This is a genomic window from Candidatus Litorirhabdus singularis (assembly GCF_026262625.1).
Lineage (GTDB): Bacteria > Pseudomonadota > Gammaproteobacteria > Pseudomonadales > Halieaceae > Litorirhabdus > Litorirhabdus singularis.
Genome location: NZ_SHNN01000003.1, coordinates 249,606 through 267,289, shown reverse-complemented (window position 1 = coordinate 267,289; position 17,684 = coordinate 249,606). Strand labels below are relative to the sequence as shown.

Below are 17,684 nucleotides of genomic sequence, written 5' to 3'. Positions count from 1 at the left end.
GGATGCATCAGGGTTCATTCAGCATCTGTTCAGGAAGACGCCTTAGTGTGTCTCAAGGGTGCCGTAGCGCCCTTATCTAAAGTTACTGAGGACACAGACGATGGAAAATTATGACGCACTGCTAGCTACATTGGCGTTGACGATGGGTGCCTCCTGGGCCAGTGGCATTAACTTGTATGCCGCATTACTGGTTTTGGGTCTGGGCGGCGCGACTGGCAATATCGAGCTGCCACCCGCTTTGGAAGTGTTGCAGAACCCTCTGGTCATTGGCGCTGCCGGTCTTATGTATGCGGTTGAGTTTTTCGCCGACAAGATTCCTGGAGTAGACAGTGCCTGGGATACCCTGCATACCTTTGTCAGGATACCCGCTGGAGCCTTGCTGGCAGCCGGGTCGGTAGGTGATGTGACTCCGGCCATTGAAATCAGTGCGGGCATCCTTGGTGGCGGTTTAGCCGCCACCAGTCACGCTACCAAGGCCGGGAGTCGCTTATTGATTAACACCTCACCGGAGCCTTTCACCAATTGGGGCGCTTCATTCACAGAGGATTTCATGGTGTTTGGCGGGCTCTGGGCGGCGCTTAATTATCCATTGGTCTTCCTGGGTTTCCTTATCGTGTTTCTGTTGATGGTGATCTGGATGCTGCCGAAACTCTGGCGTTTGATTAAGACGGTGTTCCGCACCGTGGGTGAATGGCTGGGTCTGGTGGAAAAGAAGCCGCTTGAAGTTCCTGTTAACCCGGCTAAGGAAATTTCCTGAATCAGTTCAGCTTCCGTTCAGCGAGGCGGTTTTAAAGTAGTGCTCAGCGTCAAACGAAAGACGTTTTCCAGTAACGAGGAGCACAACGATGAAACAGAAACTAATAGCAGCAGCGATAGTAAGTGTGTTGGCAATGGGCGCGGCCCAGGCTGGGGCTCATGGTGGCCATCATCCCGATAAGCATGAGGGCAAACATGCCATTCAGGCCAAATACGAGGGTTACGAGAAGCAGGCAAAGTATCACCAGCGTGAGGCACGTCAGCATTACAAAAAGGCAATCAAGGCCGAACGCAAGGCCGATAGGGCAGCACGGCTCAAGGCGGAGCGCAAAGCTGAGCGTCGGGCCGAACGCTATGCCTCGCGCTATGAGCGCGACCGCTACGGCTCAAATGTGGCGCGGGTGGTGAGCGTTAAACCGGTCTACCGCAGTTACTCGCGTCCGGTCAGTGATCATTCCTGCCTGCGTGAACAAGGTTACAGCGGCGCTAACGTCAATTACACCGGACCCATTTTGGGCGCTGTGATTGGTGGCGCACTGGGGCATCGCATCGGTGACATCCATGGCGATCCGCAGGTGGCAGCTGTCGCTGGCGGTTTACTGGGTGCCTCTATAGGCCACAGTATTGGCCGCAATGTGGCTTATAATCGCAGCGTGACAGTCGATGGGCCATGCCGTGTGCGCGAGCACAGGGAGCAGGTACGCGAGCTGGTAGAGTACCGAGTCGGCTACCGCTACAATGGGCAGGTACATTATTCGAGTATGGATTACGATCCGGGACAATGGGTAAAACTGGATGTTAATGTTACGCCGGCCTGAAACAGGGCCCTTATCGAGAACCTTCTATCAGCGGGCTGTCACTGACATAGCCCGCATTCTTTTGTGGCTGGCTCTTGGGCTTGCGGTCATTATCCCCGCCACCGCTCAGGTGGGTCAGGCGCAGCGCGCTATTGAAAAGTTGGAAGGCTGCAGTAAACAGGAGCGCACGCAGGGCTGTATTAATATTCTGTTGTCACGTCCTGCCGGTGAAAATCGTCAAGCTATTAAGGCTCAGGTGCGCGGCGGACGCATTATCTGGTATGAGTTTGATAGCAAAAAAGGCAAAGTGCGGCGGACCAACTGATGCGATTCCTGGTTGTTGAAGATCACCTGCGCATGGCGGATCAGTTAGCCGAGGGCTTTGCCGAGCGTGGTTACGTGGCCAAGGTTGTTAACAACGGCGAAGACGGCTTGTTCGAGGCGCAGGAAATTGACTATACGCTGGCGGTGATCGACCTGGGGTTGCCGGGTATGTCGGGCCTGGATCTAATCAAGCGTCTGCGTAAAGCAGGCAACACCCTGCCGATTATTGTGCTCACCGCCCGCGATGATGTCGAGAGTATTGTGCAGGCGATGGAAGCGGGTGCCGACGATTACCTCAAAAAGCCGGTGTATTTTGCCGAGCTTTTTGCGCATATCGAAGCGGTACTGAGGCGGGTACTGGGTGATCCCAAACTCGATCAGCCGTTGTTGGAGTTTGCCAACCTGCAGCTGGATACGCGCGCCAGACTGGTGCATCGCGGTGAGGAGCGTATTGAGTTTACGCGCGCCGAGTATGAAATCGTCGAGCACCTGTGGCGCAATGCGGGCAGAGTGCAGTCGAAGAAGAGTATAGCTGACAGCTATCAGCGTGACCCCGGTGCCGATACGCGCGCCAATAGTGTTGAGGGCCTGGTAGGCAGAGTTAAGCGCAAGCTTGACCCTGATGGCAGCCTTAAACCGATTGAAACTGTGCGCGGCCGCGGTTATTTGTTCCGGGACTCTGACTGACAGGTGGCTGCCTTTTCAGCGCCTTCGATTCACGCCCGCCTACTGATTGCCAGTCTGTTGATTCTGCCCCTGTTTCTGGGAGTAACCGCCTGGTTTTTGGATCGTGCTTTTGCCAATTATCAGTTGCAGTCGCAGCAGGAGAGCATGCGTTTGCAGCAGCTACTGCTCGCTCGTGCTGCCGATTGGGATGGCCAGCAGTGGCAGTTTCAGGGTCTCGACGATCCGCGTTATCAGGCGCCGCGCTCAGGGCTTTACGGTTTGGTTCTGAGTGTTAGCGGTGACTTGTTGTGGCAGAGCCCATCGGCTGAGTTAATCCCCGAGGCACCTGAGTCCGTGGCTGAGCTAGCGTCTGCGCTGGCGCCGCTGCTGCAAGTCGCTATTGGCGAGACGCGCTTTGAAGAATGCCGGCTGGGTGCGACTTACTATTGTCATGCGACAGGGGTTGCCTGGGGTAGCAGCGGGCCGCAAAGCGTCTTTATGATTATCGAGTCGCGCCAGCCCGAACTGGCGGCGCGCAAGAATTTTCAGCAGTATCTTTGGTGGTTAAGTTTGGCAGCGGCATCACTTTTGCTGGTAGCACAGACACTGCTGTTTCGTTGGGGTTTGTCGCCGTTGCGCGGTTTGGCCAAATCTATTGCCGTGCTCGAGCGGGGTGAGGCAGAGACGCTGGATGATAACTACCCCGCTGAACTGACGCCGTTAACGGCTAATCTGAACCTGCTGCTAGCCAGTGAGACCCGACGCCGTGAACGCGTGCGCAACACAATGGATCGGCTGACTCATGTGCTGAAAAGCCCACTCATGCTGATTCGCAATAGTTCAGATCAGGGCGACGCGTATCGAGGGCTGGTCGATGAGCAGGTGACCCGTATGTTGGGTATTGTTGAAGGCGAGCTGGCGCGGGCGCGGCTGGACGGCCGTGCGGTGAATATACTGGGCAAGCCAGTGCCGGTGCGACCAGTACTGGAACGCATCACCGCCGCTTATAGTCGACTGCCGCGACGCAGCGCGGACCTAAATTTACAGGGGCCGGTGATGATTGACCTTGATCAGGTTGCGGACAGCGCGCTGTTCTATGGCGAGGAGCGCGACCTGCAGGACCTGTTTGGCACCATTCTTGAAAACTCGCTGAAATACTGTCGCCACCGTATTGCAGTAGCTGCCGACTTGGTCGATGACGCTGGAGGTGGCTGTCTGGAGCTCAGTGTCGCTGATGATGGCGACGGTATAGCGGCAGGTCTGGAGCAAGCTATTTTGCGTCGCGGGGCCCGTGCCGACAGCGCCAACGCTGGACAGGGTCTGGGGCTTTCTATCGTGGTCGAAATAGTCAGTGCCTACGGGGGTAGCCTGCACACGCAGAGTTCGCCGCTTGGAGGCGCAATGTTTGTCGTGCGCCTGCCGCTTAAGCCTGCCTCGGGCGAGTTGCCAGCAGCGCCCTAATCTCGCCGCCCTGATCCAGCCAGTCAAGTTTCCCGCACTCGTTCAGTTTTCGTTCAGTAAGCCTGTGTAATCCTTCAATCATGTTGAGACGTGATGGCGAGGGGTGGCAATACGATGTGCAGGTTGAGAACAGAGTATCGGGTGATACCGCTGGCTTTGATGATCGTATCCGCGGTCATGCTACTGCTGTGTAGTGGTCAGGCCGCTGCTGCCAGCTCCTTGTCACAATGGTTAAGTGGTAAGGCGATACCCGAGTTGCGCCACCAAATGGCTACCCATCCGCGCTTTCAGGGCGCACAGCTGCAATTGGATGCGGGGGCGGAAGATACGTTGACCGCTGCGCTTGTCACTGTGTTGCGCAAAAACCTGTCAGCGCTGCCACAACTGAGCGCGGAGTTGTCGGGGCCTACGGGTTTACCTCGCGGCACGGGTGCCAGCATTGATGCCTTGCATTGTAATAGTGCCGCCAATGTTGACTATAGACTCAGGGTGCAGGTGATGCCGGGGCAGCGTGGGCTGCGTACGGTTCAGCTGGCCTTAGTAGAGATTGCCAGCGCTGGACGCATTGTCGAGAGCTGGACCTGGAGCGGCAAGCTGTCTCGTGGTGAACGCCAATACGCAGCGCAAGCCGCGACGGGAGCAGCTGACGGTAGTCTCGGTGCACCCTGGCAGCCGGCGCAAGTGGAGCAGGCCGCCGCGGAGTTGAGTTATCAACTGGCCTGTGAATTAAGACCCCACGTGCAACAGCGCCTGAGCCTGCAAACCGTTTCGGGCACAGGCTTACCCGCCACCGTGCGCGAGACTTTGGCCGCCAGTACCCAGTTGCTGGCCGCGTTTCGCGAACTCGAGGTGAGCCCTTCAGGTACTGACTATCAGTTGGGCGTAACCATGACGCCGTTTCGCGACGGTATCTGGCAGCTCTGGCTGGAAGCCGCGCCCGGCTCCGTTAATCTGGGCCATGCACAGGCGGTGACTTATCTCCAGTTGCCTAAAAATGCCAGCGCAATGGATACAGATGTACGCAAGCAGCAGCGCATAGCGGAGCCGCGCGAGTTTAACGCCGAGCCCCTACCGGTGCCGCCTGGCTCCCCCCGTGAGTATCTTCAAGTGGCACTGGTCGAAGCTGCCCAGCAGGATCGCTCCGGAGCGCGTGCAGACTTATTGCTGACTTTGGAACTGCAGAATCGAGCCACTGTGCCCATGGCCTATTCGCTGACTACCTCCGGCGGTCATTTCAATCATTGCATCGCGCGTTCCGGCAACTACCGACACGATGCCTACGGAAATGTAGAGGGTGTGATTGCCGCAGGTGCAACCATCTTACGGCGCTTACGAGTGACAGATGCCCGACACCGTCCAACACCGCTGCTGGGTGCCCGCAGTTGTGCAGGGTTTCGTGACCTCAAAGCCTTCGAGCAATACGCGCAGTATGGACAAAGCGTTACCGACTATGTGCGCTGGGAATACTAGGGAGATCGCTATGTCGACTTTGATTGGATTTATAGGTGGGGTCATCATGGCCGTGGCGCTGGTCAATTATTACCCGTCATTGATCACAACCTCAAAAGCTGCGGTGGGAGAGGTGGCCGCTATAGCCGAAGAATTGGCTGTGGTACTGGAGGATGACTCCCAGATTGTGTTCGTCCCTGACGATGCTGTGGCAGATATGGTTGCGCCTATACCGCCGGCAACCCCTGCTTCAGCTAGTGAGACATTGCCCGGCCCAGTACCTCTAGCGCCGTTAGAGCCAGAAGCGCCTGAGGCCGTTGTTGAAACGCTTGTTACTGAGCCCGACCCCAGCACAATAATGGAGCAGCGCTGGGCGCAGTACGCCAGTGAAGCGTCCTCACTGCAGCCAGTCGGTGACTTTCCCTGGCAGGAGTGTTTTGCGCGAGCTGCAGCGGCGCATCAGCTGCCGCAAACTCTACTGTTGGCAGTAGCCAGTGGCGAGAGTGGCTTTGATCCAGCTGCCATCTCGAATCGTCAGGCTATTGGCCTGATGCAAATTCGTTGGCCGCAAACCAGCCAGCATCTGGGTGTAGAGCGCCAGGCTGACCTGTTCGACCCCTGTCGCAATGTCGACGCGGGGGCACGCTATCTAGTCGAGTTACAGGAACGCTACACAGGTAATCTGCACCTGATGCTTGCTGCTTACAATTATGGCCCCTCGCGTATCGCGCCGGGACAGGTGCCCGACGGCGCCAATGGGTACAGCCAATACATCTACGGTCACCTTGAGCAGGTGCTGGGTCGCGAAGCTACAGCAAGTGATGCGCCAGTCAGGCCTAACACCACGGGCGGTCAGCAGGTGCTGATGACTTTCACTCAGGCCTTTCGCGCGCAACAGTTTATTGCCTGGCTTGACGCGGCCGTCCCGGGTCTTGATCTACAGCAGCGCAGTGCGCAAATGGGTCTGTATCAGGTGATCTTGCAATATCGCAGTGAAGCCGAGTTGCGGGCTGCGCTGGATCAAATAGCCGCTCGCGGTATTGCCGTTGCAGCGCGAGCACAGAATACGAGTTTTTATCTTTAGGAGATCACTATGAAACACACCACGATAAACGTAAGGAGAAGCCCCATGTTCAATAAACGAGCAATGGCAGTGGCCTGTGGCTGGGCCCTGTTTCTAACCCATTCGCTGGCGCAGGCCGTGCCACAGTCAGCGGAATCGAGCCGGCCCAAAATCAATCTGTTTCCCACCTCGGTGGTGGCGAGCCTGAGCGAAACATCACGCGCAGCGCGCGAGATGGAAAGCGGCATGTACACCGTCGTCACCCGCCTCGATCAGCAGAAACAGGCCTATGAAAGTACGCAGTGCGAAAACAGTGAGGATGTCGGTTGTGTGCAATTGCGCAAGGCCATACGCGGTAGCTACAAGGACATGCTTGATGTGATGCAGCAGAGCATCCCGCAAATGCGCACCACCCTGGACGACACAGTTAACTCGATGGGCGGTAGCTTGCGCGCCGAGATCGGTCGCAAGATGACGCCGGGTGATGTGCAAAGAATCCTCGCAGGTCGTTCAGCCAGTAATGCGATGTCTCCGCGTGTCAGTGCCAGCGGTAACCGACAGGGCAAGCTCAGCAAAATGTTTTCGCGCTACTACGAGCTGGTCAAGCGTGGCGGTGGCCAGGCTGATGCGTTACCGGTACTCGCTTCACAGATCTATCTGGACTCAATGCAGTCGCTGTACTTTCTGGATCTGATAGAGGCGGAAATCGGTTCCCAGAGTACCGAGCTGGTATTGGAATTGGAGTGGGGTGAACTTACCGATCAGATCAGCGCCACGGTCACTGATGTTAAAGCCTTGCTATGGGGTGACACCGATCGCAGCGAAGACATTCTGGAGGTGGGGCTTGAGACTCCGCCACAACAAGACACTTACAGTGACCTGCTGGTTAGATAATCACGGAGAATACTATGAAAAATTCAATCAGAAAATTGTTCGCAGCCTCAACTACGGCACTACTAATGGCAGGCCTCGGGGCTTGCTCACAGACGCCAACCCAGGTCTCACAGCAGTGTGAACTGAGTGAGACCAGTAATGTCGATCGCCTGTTTGCCGAAGTGGGAGAGAAACTGCAGGATCGCAGTTGCCATTACTCTTATCCACGCTATCGTGATCAGTTATTAAGTGCCGCCAAGGGTTCCCCGGGCCCTGACAACGAGGCTCGTTTCGCGGGTTTGCTGCGCGATACCATTGATCAGGGTGTGATCTCCAAGCGGCAAGGTCAGGCACTGTTCAGCCAGTACTTTGATCCGGAGTTCTATGTCGTCAAGGATGAGGCTCGCAGCAGCTGTTCTTCATTGCGTCAGAAAGACAAGCTCTATGCAGGTATGCGCTCCGAGTTGGCGTTCAAGCGCGAGGGTATGCTGGAAATACTGAACGACAAACAGCGCTTCCGCGAAGCTCAGCAGCACTTTACTGATCTACAGTTAGTGCTCGACGCCGTCGAAGTAGCCTGTACCCAGGACGTGTGACGGTGGCTGCATTCAAAGCCAGCCGCAGTTTCTTTGGCGGTATGGTCGCTGGCCTGAGCACTAGTTTTGTTGTGCTGGTAATGTTGCCACGATGGCTTTCTGACAACGCTGGTTTGAATGTGCCCGAGAGCTTAAAGACTCTGTGGAGTCTGGCGGAGCTCAATCTGCAGGGGGCGATACTGCCCTTCGCGCTGTTGCTAATCTGTTTTCTGGTGTTGCTGCAGCGACTTAACTCGGCGCTGGATGTTGATCAGCCAGCGTTAAGTCAGGTACTGCGCCTGGATCAACTGCTGGATCTCGCAGCCACCTTGTTTTTTGGTGTAGGCGTTATCTGGACCGCGGTGGGTATGCGCGGTGCGCTGCTGCACGGCCTGGGTGATCCCGGCGCGGGTGTTGGTGAAAGCGCTTTCTCTGTTCTACAGCGGCTGGTTGACGGCGGTATCCTGCTGGCGTTGAGCACCACCATTGTTGGCGGCATGGGCGGGTACTTAATGCGTTTGATTAAAACCCTGTGGCTGGGGTCGGCGCTGAACGCGGTATATATGCATGCACAGCAGGAGCGACTTGCGGAGGGTATCGACGCCTTGCAGCGTATAGAACAGTTACTGCACAGTGGTGCGTTGGCGTCCGCTGGCTTATCTCCCGGCGAAGCGCAGGCGACAAACTAATGTACTCACTGACGCGACCAGGTTCTCATGACAGCGAATTGGAGGCACTGCAGACAGATGTTATGCGCTTTGTGGCGATTCTGGGCTTGTGTCTTGCTGCCATATTTTCGCTGGTGCAATCAGTCGCTCAGGAGCAGCAGGGAGAGAAGCAGATAGCAACCGCTTCTGTTACTGAGGTTCTCGCCTCAGTTTCCAGAGATTTGAGTCCATCGCCGCCGCCCGCAAAGGAAGTAGCTCGGATTCCGAGGGATCAGGCATCTCACGCGAGCAAGCCGCTTCGGCTACCGGTTACTCCGGAACCCAAGCCGACCGCCCCAGCGGCTAGCCCGGAACTTGGCTATACACTGGAGTTCGACTCGCCTGAGGTGCTGTTGGCATTGTTGCAAGCGCAGTCAGTGCAAGTTATCGCCACGCTGAATGACAAGGTCTGGATCAGTCGGGGTAAACCTCTGTTTATTCAGGCTGAGCCTCCGGCACAATATCATCGGATGGAGGCGGCCACTGTGCCAGAGGCGTTAAGGCAGGGGCTGCGTAATGTCGCTGGAGCTGCCGAACCAGACTGGGGCGTCGTATTGCCGGCGCAGCTGCAAGAGCAACTGCGTGGCTATGCGAATCGTCCTGGCGGAGGTGCGCTGGTTATTCAGGCTGACGCTTCAGTGCGATTGGAAGCTGCACAAAATCAGGCAGCCAGTACCAGATAGCCTTTGAGCAGCAATAAGCCGACGAATAACGCTGGGAAAACTCTGCTGTAAACTGTGTTCATGATATCAACTCCAGGGTGGTGGCCACTGCTGTGACCTTGAAGTGGATATCATGCATCGCATGGTGCACGAAGGCTCTGGCTGCTGGCGCCAATCGCATGTCTCGATGCGCCAGTTTCATTCCAGTTTGTCTTCCAGGGATTTATGAACCCGCCGTCAGCTACGAGTAGCCAACTCAAGTTTGTCGATAAGTACTATGGCCTCGGCACGGTCATTGCCGCATACCGCCAATTCGGCTTTGAAATTCTGGCAAGTAGCGGGGTAATCATCGCCACCCCACAATGAGCAAAGATTAGAGTCCGCAAGTAGATTAACGCACACCATGCCCGCAGGCTTGCCCATAGGCATGCCAGGTAGCGGGTGGTTAATTGAAGCGGCGATACAGCAGGCGCCGCAACCTTTTCGACATTCCATAGTATGACCACAACTCTATGTAAATCTGAGGTTTTGCCCCGCAGGCCAAATGGTATGGTCTGCTATATGAGTATGAATTGGAGCTCGCTGCTATTTGACCACTAAAACACAGTTTGCCCGATGTCACCAAAGGTTAACGTATTGGCGCGAAATGCGTTGATTCTGCTTTTCTTAGTGCATCTATTTGGGCTTGTGGAATAACCCCGCGGTTTCCTGATCTTGCTGGCACATCTGGCTAACAGCAAGCAGGCGACTAGCCCGGTGCCATAAGCGAATGCGTTCACACGTAACTACGCTGGGCTCAAGAGGAACACCATTTTTTTCGATTGAAAAACAGAACCCAGCACATTAACGCCATAATGCCGTGCACGATCGTCGGCAGAGGTTCACCTGTGGTGCTCATATTGATCGCGGTGGCAACAGTAAGAGCGCTATGGAAGGTTGAGAGAATGCCCAGTACCACACCCATGGTGCGCAGGTTATCTTTGTCTTTCCAGCACCACGCGATCACGCTGGCCACCGTCAGCGCCGCGAAGCCGTAGTTAGTAGCAAAGGTGATGCCGGCGACACTGCCATCAGTGATGGCAGACTCTGGAGAAATAACCAGTAGCAAACCTACAAGGCCTTCAAACAGGGCGTTGGCTATAAGGACGATGATAAGCAGTATACGCATGGGCTTGGATATCCTGGATTATTGTTAGTGTGGTGTCAGCCACTGTAGCCAGCGCCGCTTGAGTATGCAAACCCAGGACTTGGGCGTGTTTCTGGCGTAACTCAAGTGTGCTCTACGTCATTTGACGTAGTAGCTTCCGACATTGAACGAATACCGCCAGATCGCCCAAGCCTGAATAATCGCCTCATCGAAAAGTTACATTCCGATAACTTTTGTACCTAGGGGATTTAGCATGAAAAACGTTACTACTGCTGTCAAACCGATAGCGAAACTGGTCATGGCCGTGGGGCTGATTGCGGGCGCGAGCATCTCCATGCCAGCACTCGCCGGCAAAAAACTGGAGATTGATGATACTAAATGGATTTCGGTGGGAGCGGGTTTAAGAACCGTTGCCAAATTCACTGAAGACGCTTCTCCCAGTGGTGATGATGCGACTGATTTTGATGTAGAGAACATACGCCTCTACTTTTCCGGACAGGTGCATGAATACGTTAAGTTCACGTTTAACACCGATGAAATTTTTGGCGACGGGCCCGTCGATGTGCTGGATGCGATTGCTCAGTTGGAATTCTCTCCGTCATTCAATATCTGGATGGGAAGAATGCTAACCCCGGCAGATCGAATTGAAATGAATGGTCCGTTCTATGGTTTGACCTGGAACCAGTACACGCAGCCGCTGTATCCATCTGATCAGGGCGGTGATGCCGGTTCCTACGGGCGCGATGATGGTATTACCGTATGGGGAACACTGGGCAAGTTTCAATACGCGGTAGGTGCTTTTGAAGGTGTGGAAGGTTTTGGTAACGTCGATGACAATCCGCTTTTTGCCGCGCGGTTTGCCTACAACTTCCTGAATATGGAAGGTAACCCCGCCTACTATACTAGCGGCACTTACTTCGGCAAGGCGGGCAATGTGTTAACTCTTGCAGTGTCCGCACAAAGCCAGAAGGACGGCACGGGCAGTGAGGATAGCTCGGGTGACTTCAGTGGCTACACCATAGACCTACTGTCTGAGACTGTTGTTGGCGATGGCAATGCGTTGACTATTGAGGCCGAGTATAAGGACTTCGAAGCGGACTATACCCTGGCCTCGGGACCGATGACCGGAGACTGTTTCTGCCTGTTTGACGGTGAATCCTATTACCTTTCAGGGGCATTCTACTTCGGTGAAAAGATCGGTCCCGGAGCGTTTCAGCCCTATGTGCGCTACGTAGAGAACAAACCCTCTGATGGCGACAAGAGCGACTTGACTGAACTCGGCGTGAACTACGTGATCGACGGCCATAACGCGCGCTTGAACCTTAACTACGGCACCGGTGATGCCAACATCAGCGGCTATAAGGGCGCCGATGTTCAGAGTCTCTCCTTTGGCATCCAGATCCAAATCTAACCCAAATTTAACGAACCGAGGAAGTATCAATGAATACAAGAAAATTAATGTCCACAGCTCTCTTAGCGGTGGGCGGCGCTGTACTAAGTGCCAGCCTGTACGCAGCGGACACGATTAAGGTCGGTGTTCTTCACTCACTGTCAGGCACCATGGCGATCAGTGAGACCACACTGAAAGACACCGTGCTGATGATGATTGAAGATCAGAACAAGAAAGGCGGACTGCTTGGCAAGAAACTGGAGCCTGTGGTTGTAGACCCCGCATCCAACTGGCCGTTGTTTGCGGAGAAAACCCGTGAGCTGCTTAGCCAGGAAGAGGTCGATGTGATTTTCGGTTGCTGGACCAGCGTTTCACGCAAGTCTGTGCTGCCGGTTATTGAAGAGCTCAACGGACTGTTGTTCTACCCGGTTCAATACGAGGGTGAGGAATCCTCAAAGAATGTTTTCTACACCGGCGCTGCGCCCAATCAGCAGGCGATCCCTGCTGTGGATTATCTGATGAATGAGTTGGATGTTAAGCGCTGGGTGCTGGCGGGTACCGACTATGTTTACCCACGTACGACTAACAAGGTTCTGGAGGCATATCTCAAGGCCAAGGGCGTGGCTGATAAAGACATTATGATCAACTACACGCCGTTCGGTCATTCTGACTGGCAGAGCATTGTTGCGGATGTAAAGAAGTTTGGTAGCGAGGGTAAGAAGACGGCTGTTGTATCAACGATCAACGGTGACGCCAATGTTCCTTTCTATAAGGAGCTCGGTAACCAGGGAATCTCAGCGGAAGATATTCCAGTAGTAGCCTTTTCGGTCGGGGAAGAAGAGCTTTCCGGTATCGACACTAAGCCGCTGGTGGGTCACCTCGCCGCCTGGAACTACTTTCAGAGTGTTGAAAGCGACGAGAACGACGAGTTTATCGCCAAGTGGAAGAAGTACATCAAGGACGATAAACGGGTGACCAACGATCCTATGGAAGCTACCTATATAGGTTTCAATATGTGGGTCGCGGCTGTAGAGAAGGCCGGTACTACCGATGTTGACGCTGTAGAGCAGGCGATGATCGGGATAACCACACCAAACCTGACCGGCGGTACAGCGGTTATGAATCGCAATCATCACCTTTCCAAGCCGGTATTGATTGGCGAAATTCAGGCTGACGGGCAGTTCGAAGTTGTCTCTGAAACCATGGGCGTAGTGCCGGGTGATGCTTGGTCTGATTACCTGCCTGGGTCCAAGGATATTGTCGCTGACTGGGTAACCCCAATTCGCTGCGGCAACTTCAATGCGAAGACAGCTAAATGCTCCGGTCAGAACATGTAAAGCAGCTCCTTACATGGGTGTAAGTGGGTTTGAGGGGTCGTCTGGCGACCCCTCCTTTTTTTTGCCCATTTCCTAACGTTCTTTTCAGGTCAGTAACCGCATGAATAAATTGCCCATCCATTATTTTCTCTCGCTTGTTATTGCGGTGTTCGGCGTTGTTTACAGTCAGCAGTCCGCGGCAGAGTCTTCGACCCCAAACCCTTCGGTCACTTTAGCCGAGCTCAGTGAACCTCTTGTTGGTGCCAATCTACGTAAGATGCCGGCGCTGGTCGAGCGGCTGGAGCTGGAGGCGGGTACAACCGCGTTGCCCGTATTGGAAGCCTTGCTGGCTGGTGAACTCTACTATCAGCGCTCTGATAAGCGGCTGGTTCGAGCAGTCTCACAAACCGAGGGTGGCTTTCAGATCAGTGACGTATTCAGTACTGACGCGTTAGGGTCTGTTGCCAAGAAGCAAATCAGAAAAGTCAAACTCAACAACGCACTGCGGGTGCAGCTGCGAGCGGCTATTGGCCGGCTTACCTTGCTCAGCGATGATCCAAAGCTGCGTTTGACCGCCATTGAGAATATGCTCAAAAAGCCGGATCAGGCTAATCTGGAACTGCTACAGCAGGCGCGTGCCCAGGAAACTGACAGCGACATAGTCGATTTACTGAATGAGGCGCTGGCATTGAATCTTTTGATCGCGGCGACCGACCGGCAGCCTCGCCTGCAAGCCTTACGAGAGCTCGAAGGTAGCTTGCAGCCGGCTGTGCGCAATGCCCTGCAGGCGCTGGTGGCGTTGGATGCGGATGCGCAACCGCTGGAGCAGGATATCGTGGTGTTTACCAGTGCTAGTCGGCTGCTTGACAAAATTGACGGCAAGCTCGGGTTTTATGCGTTCTTGGAAACGCTATTTTTTGGTCTCAGCCTGGGTTCCGTGCTGTTGCTTATTGCGACTGGTTTGGCGATTACCTTTGGTGTCATGGGGGTCATTAATATGGCGCACGGCGAGCTCATTATGCTGGGCGCTTACACCACCTATGTTGTGCAACTGCTAATGCCAAACCATATTGAGTACTCTTTGCTGGTAGCAGTGCCGGCCGCCTTTCTGGTTTCGGGGTTAGTGGGTATTCTAATAGAACGTAGTGTTATTCGTTTTCTGCATGGTCGGCCGCTGGAAACCTTGTTGGCGACGTTTGGTGTCAGTTTGATCTTGCAGCAGGCTGTCCGAAGCATTTTCTCGCCGCTCAATCGTCAGGTCGCGACCCCGGAATGGATGAGTGGGTCACTAGAGATCAACAGCATATTTTCGCTGACCTATAACCGTCTGTATGTTTTTCTGTTTGCACTGCTGGTTTTTGTCCTGCTACAACTTATTTTAAAACGCACGACTCTAGGATTGAACGTGCGCGCAGTGTCTCAGAATAGATCGATGGCTAAAGCCATGGGTGTAAAAACGGATTGGGTTGACGCCATGACTTTTGGGCTCGGCTCCGGTGTTGCTGGCTTGGCTGGCGTAGCGCTTAGTCAGCTGACCAACGTGGGCCCCAATCTGGGCCAGGCCTATATCATTGATTCCTTTATGGTAGTGGTGTTTGGAGGCGTCGGTAATCTGTGGGGGACACTGGTTGCAGGTTTGTCGCTGGGTGTATTCACCAAGTTTCTGGAGCCCGCCACGGGTGCTGTTATGGCGAAAATACTGGTACTGGTATTTATCGTGTTGTTTATTCAGAAACGTCCGCGTGGACTATTCCCGCAACAGGGGAGGGCGGCGGAATGACGGCTGTGGGAGCAATAGGATCAGATTACGCTGCGCTGCCGGGAGTGGCGGATCGAGCCAAGGAACTGCGTCAGGGTGCGAGGGTATTTCTTTTCATTCTGTTCGCTATTACCACGCTGGCCGCGGTTGGCAATCTGCTGTTTGAGCCAGACTCAGTGTTTCATGTGAGCACATACACGATAACGCTGCTGGGCAAATACCTGTGTTACGGATTGTTGGCGCTGGCGGTGGACGTGGTGTGGGGCTATTGCGGAATCCTTAGTCTGGGCCACGGCGCCTTCTTCGCCCTTGGCGGATATGCAATGGGCATGTACCTGATGCGACAGATCGGCGATCGCGGCGTTTACGGCAATCCTGAATTACCCGATTTTATGGTGTTCCTGGACTGGGAGGAGTTGCCCTGGTACTGGCTAGGTTTTGACCAGTTCTGGTTGGCGCTGATTATGGTGGCATTGGTGCCCGGGCTGCTGGCCTTTGGGTTCGGTTATCTGGCATTTCGTTCGCGGGTGGTGGGAGTCTATCTCTCCATTATGACCCAGGCATTGACCTTCGCCCTGATGCTTGCGTTCTTTCTCAACGAGCTGGGTTTTGGCGGCAATAACGGGCTGACTGATTTCAAGGAAATCCTGGGTTATGACCTGCAAAAGGACTCTACCCGCGTTGCGTTGTTGATGTTGTCGGCACTAGCATTGGGCGCTGGATATACCGTCAGCCTCTGGATAATGCAGTCCAAACTGGGACGGATAATCCGTGCCGTGCGTGATGACGAAACCCGTACGCGTTTTATTGGCTTTCGGACTGAGCATTACAAAATCTGGTTGTTTGTGTACTCGGCTGTGTTAGCGGGCATTGCCGGCGCACTTTACGTACCTCAGGTAGGCATTATCAATCCGGGCGAGTTCTCGCCACTCAATTCTATCGAGGCGGTGGTATGGGTGGCGGTAGGTGGCCGCGGTACCCTCTATGGGGCTGTGCTTGGTGCCGTTCTAGTAAATTATGCCAAAACCCGATTTACGGCGGTATGGCCCGAGGCCTGGCTGTTTGCGCTGGGCGCTTTGTTCGTCGGCGTCACCGTGTTTCTGCCCGATGGTATTGTGGGGTGGGTAAAAGCGCGCTGGCTGCAAGTAAAGGGGCAGGCCTCATGAGTTTGTCAGAAGATTTTCGTCAGAGTATGCCGCGTGATCAGCTGTGGCCTTTTCTCATCGAGAAACAGCCACCGGCCGTCGACGCATCAAAAAACATACTATTGTATGTGGAAGGTTTGAGTGTCAGCTTTGATGGTTTTAAGGCGCTAAATGATCTTAATTTGTATATCAATGATGGGGAGCTGCGGTGTTTGATAGGTGCCAACGGTGCGGGTAAGACAACGTTGATGGATGTAATAACCGGGAAGACGCGCGCCGATAGTGGGCAGGTCTGGTTCGGTCAGACGCTTGACCTGTTCGATCGAGACGAAGCAGAAATCGCCGCGCTGGGTATCGGGCGCAAGTTTCAGAAGCCCAGTGTGTTTGAAGCCCAAACCGTATTCACTAACCTTGAGTTGGCGATGAAGGTAAACAAGTCGATATTTTATGGTTTGCTGTCACGACTGGGCAGCGCAGAACTCGACCGCATAGCACACGTACTGGAGACAATCGGCTTACAGGGGCAGGAGTCCATGCTCGCTGGCGCGCTGTCCCATGGCCAGAAACAGTGGTTGGAGATTGGCATGCTGCTCATTGCCGACCCGCGGTTAATGCTTGTGGATGAACCCGTTGCTGGAATGACGCCGCAGGAGACTGAGCGCACCGCCGAATTGTTAACGAGCTTGGCGGGTGAACGAACCGTGGTGGTGGTTGAGCATGATATGGAGTTTGTGCGCAGCATCGCGCGCACTGTTACCGTTCTGCATCAGGGAGCGGTGCTCGCGGAGGGTTCGATGCAAGAAGTTCAAAATAACCCCGAAGTTATCGAAGTTTACCTGGGGGAAGGACATTGATCAGTATAGAAGGGGTGAATCAATTTTACGGCAGCACCCAGACGCTCTGGGATCTTGATCTTGAGGTGGCGGAGGGTTCCATAACTTGCATCATGGGGCGCAACGGTGTTGGTAAGACAACTTTATTGAAATGCCTTATGGGTCTGTTGCCCATAAAGTCTGGCAGCCTTCGTGTCGGCGATACTGATTTCGCTCGACTGCCGGCGGTGGCCCGACCGCGCAGCGGCGTGGCTTATGTGCCGCAGGGACGTGACGTGTTTCCGCTGCTGACAGTGGAAGAGAACCTGCGTATCGGCCTGGGCAGTCGCCGCGACAAAATCCGGGAGATACCGCAACAAGTGTTTGAGCTGTTCCCGGTGCTCAACGATATGCTCAGTCGCCGTGGCGGCGACCTGTCAGGTGGCCAGCAGCAGCAACTGGCTATCGGTCGCGCCTTGGTGCTTGATCCGCAGGTTTTGATTCTCGATGAACCCAATGAGGGTATCCAGCCCAATATCGTGCGTCAGATCGGCGATGTGGTGCTGAAGCTGAATAAGGAGCAGGGCCTTACTGTAATACTCGTAGAGCAAAAACTCGCCTTCGCACGTCGCGTCGGGCAGGAGTTTCGGTTAATGGAGAAGGGCCGTGTGGTAGCATCTGGCAACATGGATTTACTAAGCGATGAACTGGTAAATCGCCACTTGGCGGTCTAGTCAGACTCGAAAAATTGCTACCGGTAGATGAACGCCGGCGGCTCACAA

Annotated in this window: 20 protein-coding genes; 17 read left to right on the top strand and 3 right to left on the bottom strand. The window is 54.6% G+C overall.

Annotated features, from left to right (window positions below; all coding sequences use genetic code 11):
• The first annotated feature begins 100 nt into the window (after positions 1 to 100).
• From EYC98_RS15685 to EYC98_RS15635, 11 genes are all read left to right on the top strand, one after another.
• The gene (locus EYC98_RS15685) at positions 101 to 757 is read left to right on the top strand and encodes a DUF4126 domain-containing protein (RefSeq protein WP_279246319.1); all 657 of its coding nucleotides are present in this window, start codon (positions 101 to 103) and stop codon (positions 755 to 757) included.
• Between the two features lie 88 nt (positions 758 to 845).
• Positions 846 to 1,574, top strand: a complete 729-nt coding sequence (locus EYC98_RS15680; RefSeq protein WP_279246318.1) for a glycine zipper 2TM domain-containing protein — start codon at positions 846 to 848, stop codon at positions 1,572 to 1,574.
• Complete coding sequence (locus EYC98_RS15675) at positions 1,552 to 1,878, top strand: hypothetical protein (RefSeq protein WP_279246317.1); 327 nt, start codon at positions 1,552 to 1,554, stop codon at positions 1,876 to 1,878. Before EYC98_RS15680 ends, EYC98_RS15675 begins: the two co-directional genes overlap by 23 nt.
• Entirely contained in the window at positions 1,878 to 2,564 is a 687-nt protein-coding gene (locus tag EYC98_RS15670) for a response regulator transcription factor (protein WP_279246316.1), read from the top strand. Before EYC98_RS15675 ends, EYC98_RS15670 begins: the two co-directional genes overlap by 1 nt.
• Before the next feature lie 3 nt (positions 2,565 to 2,567).
• Positions 2,568 to 4,004 (top strand): ATP-binding protein, encoded by a 1,437-nt coding sequence (locus EYC98_RS15665; protein WP_279246315.1) that lies wholly within the window; start codon positions 2,568 to 2,570, stop codon positions 4,002 to 4,004.
• Positions 4,005 to 4,118: 114 nt separating this feature from the next.
• A complete protein-coding gene (locus tag EYC98_RS15660; protein ID WP_279246314.1) occupies positions 4,119 to 5,474 on the top strand; it encodes a hypothetical protein in 1,356 nt (451 codons plus the stop codon).
• Positions 5,475 to 5,484: 10 nt separating this feature from the next.
• Entirely contained in the window at positions 5,485 to 6,537 is a 1,053-nt protein-coding gene (locus EYC98_RS15655) for a lytic transglycosylase domain-containing protein (protein WP_279246313.1), read from the top strand.
• Between the two features lie 45 nt (positions 6,538 to 6,582).
• Positions 6,583 to 7,410 carry a hypothetical protein gene (locus EYC98_RS15650; RefSeq protein WP_279246312.1) on the top strand — a complete coding sequence of 276 codons (828 nt, stop codon included), beginning with the start codon at positions 6,583 to 6,585 and terminating at the stop codon, positions 7,408 to 7,410.
• A gap of 14 nt (positions 7,411 to 7,424) precedes the next feature.
• Complete coding sequence (locus EYC98_RS15645) at positions 7,425 to 7,985, top strand: hypothetical protein (RefSeq protein WP_279246311.1); 561 nt, start codon at positions 7,425 to 7,427, stop codon at positions 7,983 to 7,985.
• Positions 7,986 to 7,987: 2 nt separating this feature from the next.
• A complete protein-coding gene (locus tag EYC98_RS15640; RefSeq protein WP_279246310.1) occupies positions 7,988 to 8,653 on the top strand; it encodes a hypothetical protein in 666 nt (221 codons plus the stop codon).
• The gene (locus EYC98_RS15635) at positions 8,653 to 9,354 is read left to right on the top strand and encodes a hypothetical protein (protein ID WP_279246309.1); all 702 of its coding nucleotides are present in this window, start codon (positions 8,653 to 8,655) and stop codon (positions 9,352 to 9,354) included. The genes EYC98_RS15640 and EYC98_RS15635 overlap by 1 nt, the downstream gene beginning before the upstream one ends.
• 58 nt (positions 9,355 to 9,412) lie before the next feature.
• On the opposite strand, the gene EYC98_RS15630 is transcribed toward EYC98_RS15635, so the two are convergent.
• The 3 genes from EYC98_RS15630 to EYC98_RS15620 form a co-directional block, all read right to left on the bottom strand.
• Complete coding sequence (locus EYC98_RS15630; protein WP_279246308.1) at positions 9,413 to 9,535, bottom strand: hypothetical protein; 123 nt, start codon at positions 9,533 to 9,535, stop codon at positions 9,413 to 9,415.
• A 35-nt stretch (positions 9,536 to 9,570) separates the two neighbouring features.
• A complete protein-coding gene (locus EYC98_RS15625) occupies positions 9,571 to 9,828 on the bottom strand; it encodes a YkgJ family cysteine cluster protein (RefSeq protein ID WP_279246307.1) in 258 nt (85 codons plus the stop codon).
• A gap of 301 nt (positions 9,829 to 10,129) precedes the next feature.
• Positions 10,130 to 10,501 carry a hypothetical protein gene (locus EYC98_RS15620; RefSeq protein ID WP_279246306.1) on the bottom strand — a complete coding sequence of 124 codons (372 nt, stop codon included), beginning with the start codon at positions 10,499 to 10,501 and terminating at the stop codon, positions 10,130 to 10,132.
• A 232-nt stretch (positions 10,502 to 10,733) separates the two neighbouring features.
• On the opposite strand from EYC98_RS15620, the gene EYC98_RS15615 reads away from it, so the two are divergent.
• From EYC98_RS15615 to urtE, 6 genes are all read left to right on the top strand, one after another.
• A complete protein-coding gene (locus EYC98_RS15615) occupies positions 10,734 to 11,891 on the top strand; it encodes a hypothetical protein (protein ID WP_279246305.1) in 1,158 nt (385 codons plus the stop codon).
• Positions 11,892 to 11,938: 47 nt separating this feature from the next.
• A complete protein-coding gene (gene urtA / locus EYC98_RS15610; RefSeq protein ID WP_279246620.1) occupies positions 11,939 to 13,207 on the top strand; it encodes an urea ABC transporter substrate-binding protein in 1,269 nt (422 codons plus the stop codon).
• A 100-nt stretch (positions 13,208 to 13,307) separates the two neighbouring features.
• The gene (gene urtB / locus EYC98_RS15605) at positions 13,308 to 14,966 is read left to right on the top strand and encodes an urea ABC transporter permease subunit UrtB (RefSeq protein ID WP_279246304.1); all 1,659 of its coding nucleotides are present in this window, start codon (positions 13,308 to 13,310) and stop codon (positions 14,964 to 14,966) included.
• On the top strand, positions 14,963 to 16,111 hold the full coding sequence (gene urtC, locus EYC98_RS15600) for an urea ABC transporter permease subunit UrtC (protein WP_279246303.1): 1,149 nt from the start codon (positions 14,963 to 14,965) through the stop codon (positions 16,109 to 16,111). Before urtB ends, urtC begins: the two co-directional genes overlap by 4 nt.
• On the top strand, positions 16,108 to 16,944 hold the full coding sequence (urtD, locus tag EYC98_RS15595) for an urea ABC transporter ATP-binding protein UrtD (protein ID WP_420887182.1): 837 nt from the start codon (positions 16,108 to 16,110) through the stop codon (positions 16,942 to 16,944). The genes urtC and urtD overlap by 4 nt, the downstream gene beginning before the upstream one ends.
• Complete coding sequence (urtE, locus tag EYC98_RS15590; protein ID WP_279246302.1) at positions 16,941 to 17,636, top strand: urea ABC transporter ATP-binding subunit UrtE; 696 nt, start codon at positions 16,941 to 16,943, stop codon at positions 17,634 to 17,636. The genes urtD and urtE overlap by 4 nt, the downstream gene beginning before the upstream one ends.
• Positions 17,637 to 17,684 lie beyond the last annotated feature (48 nt).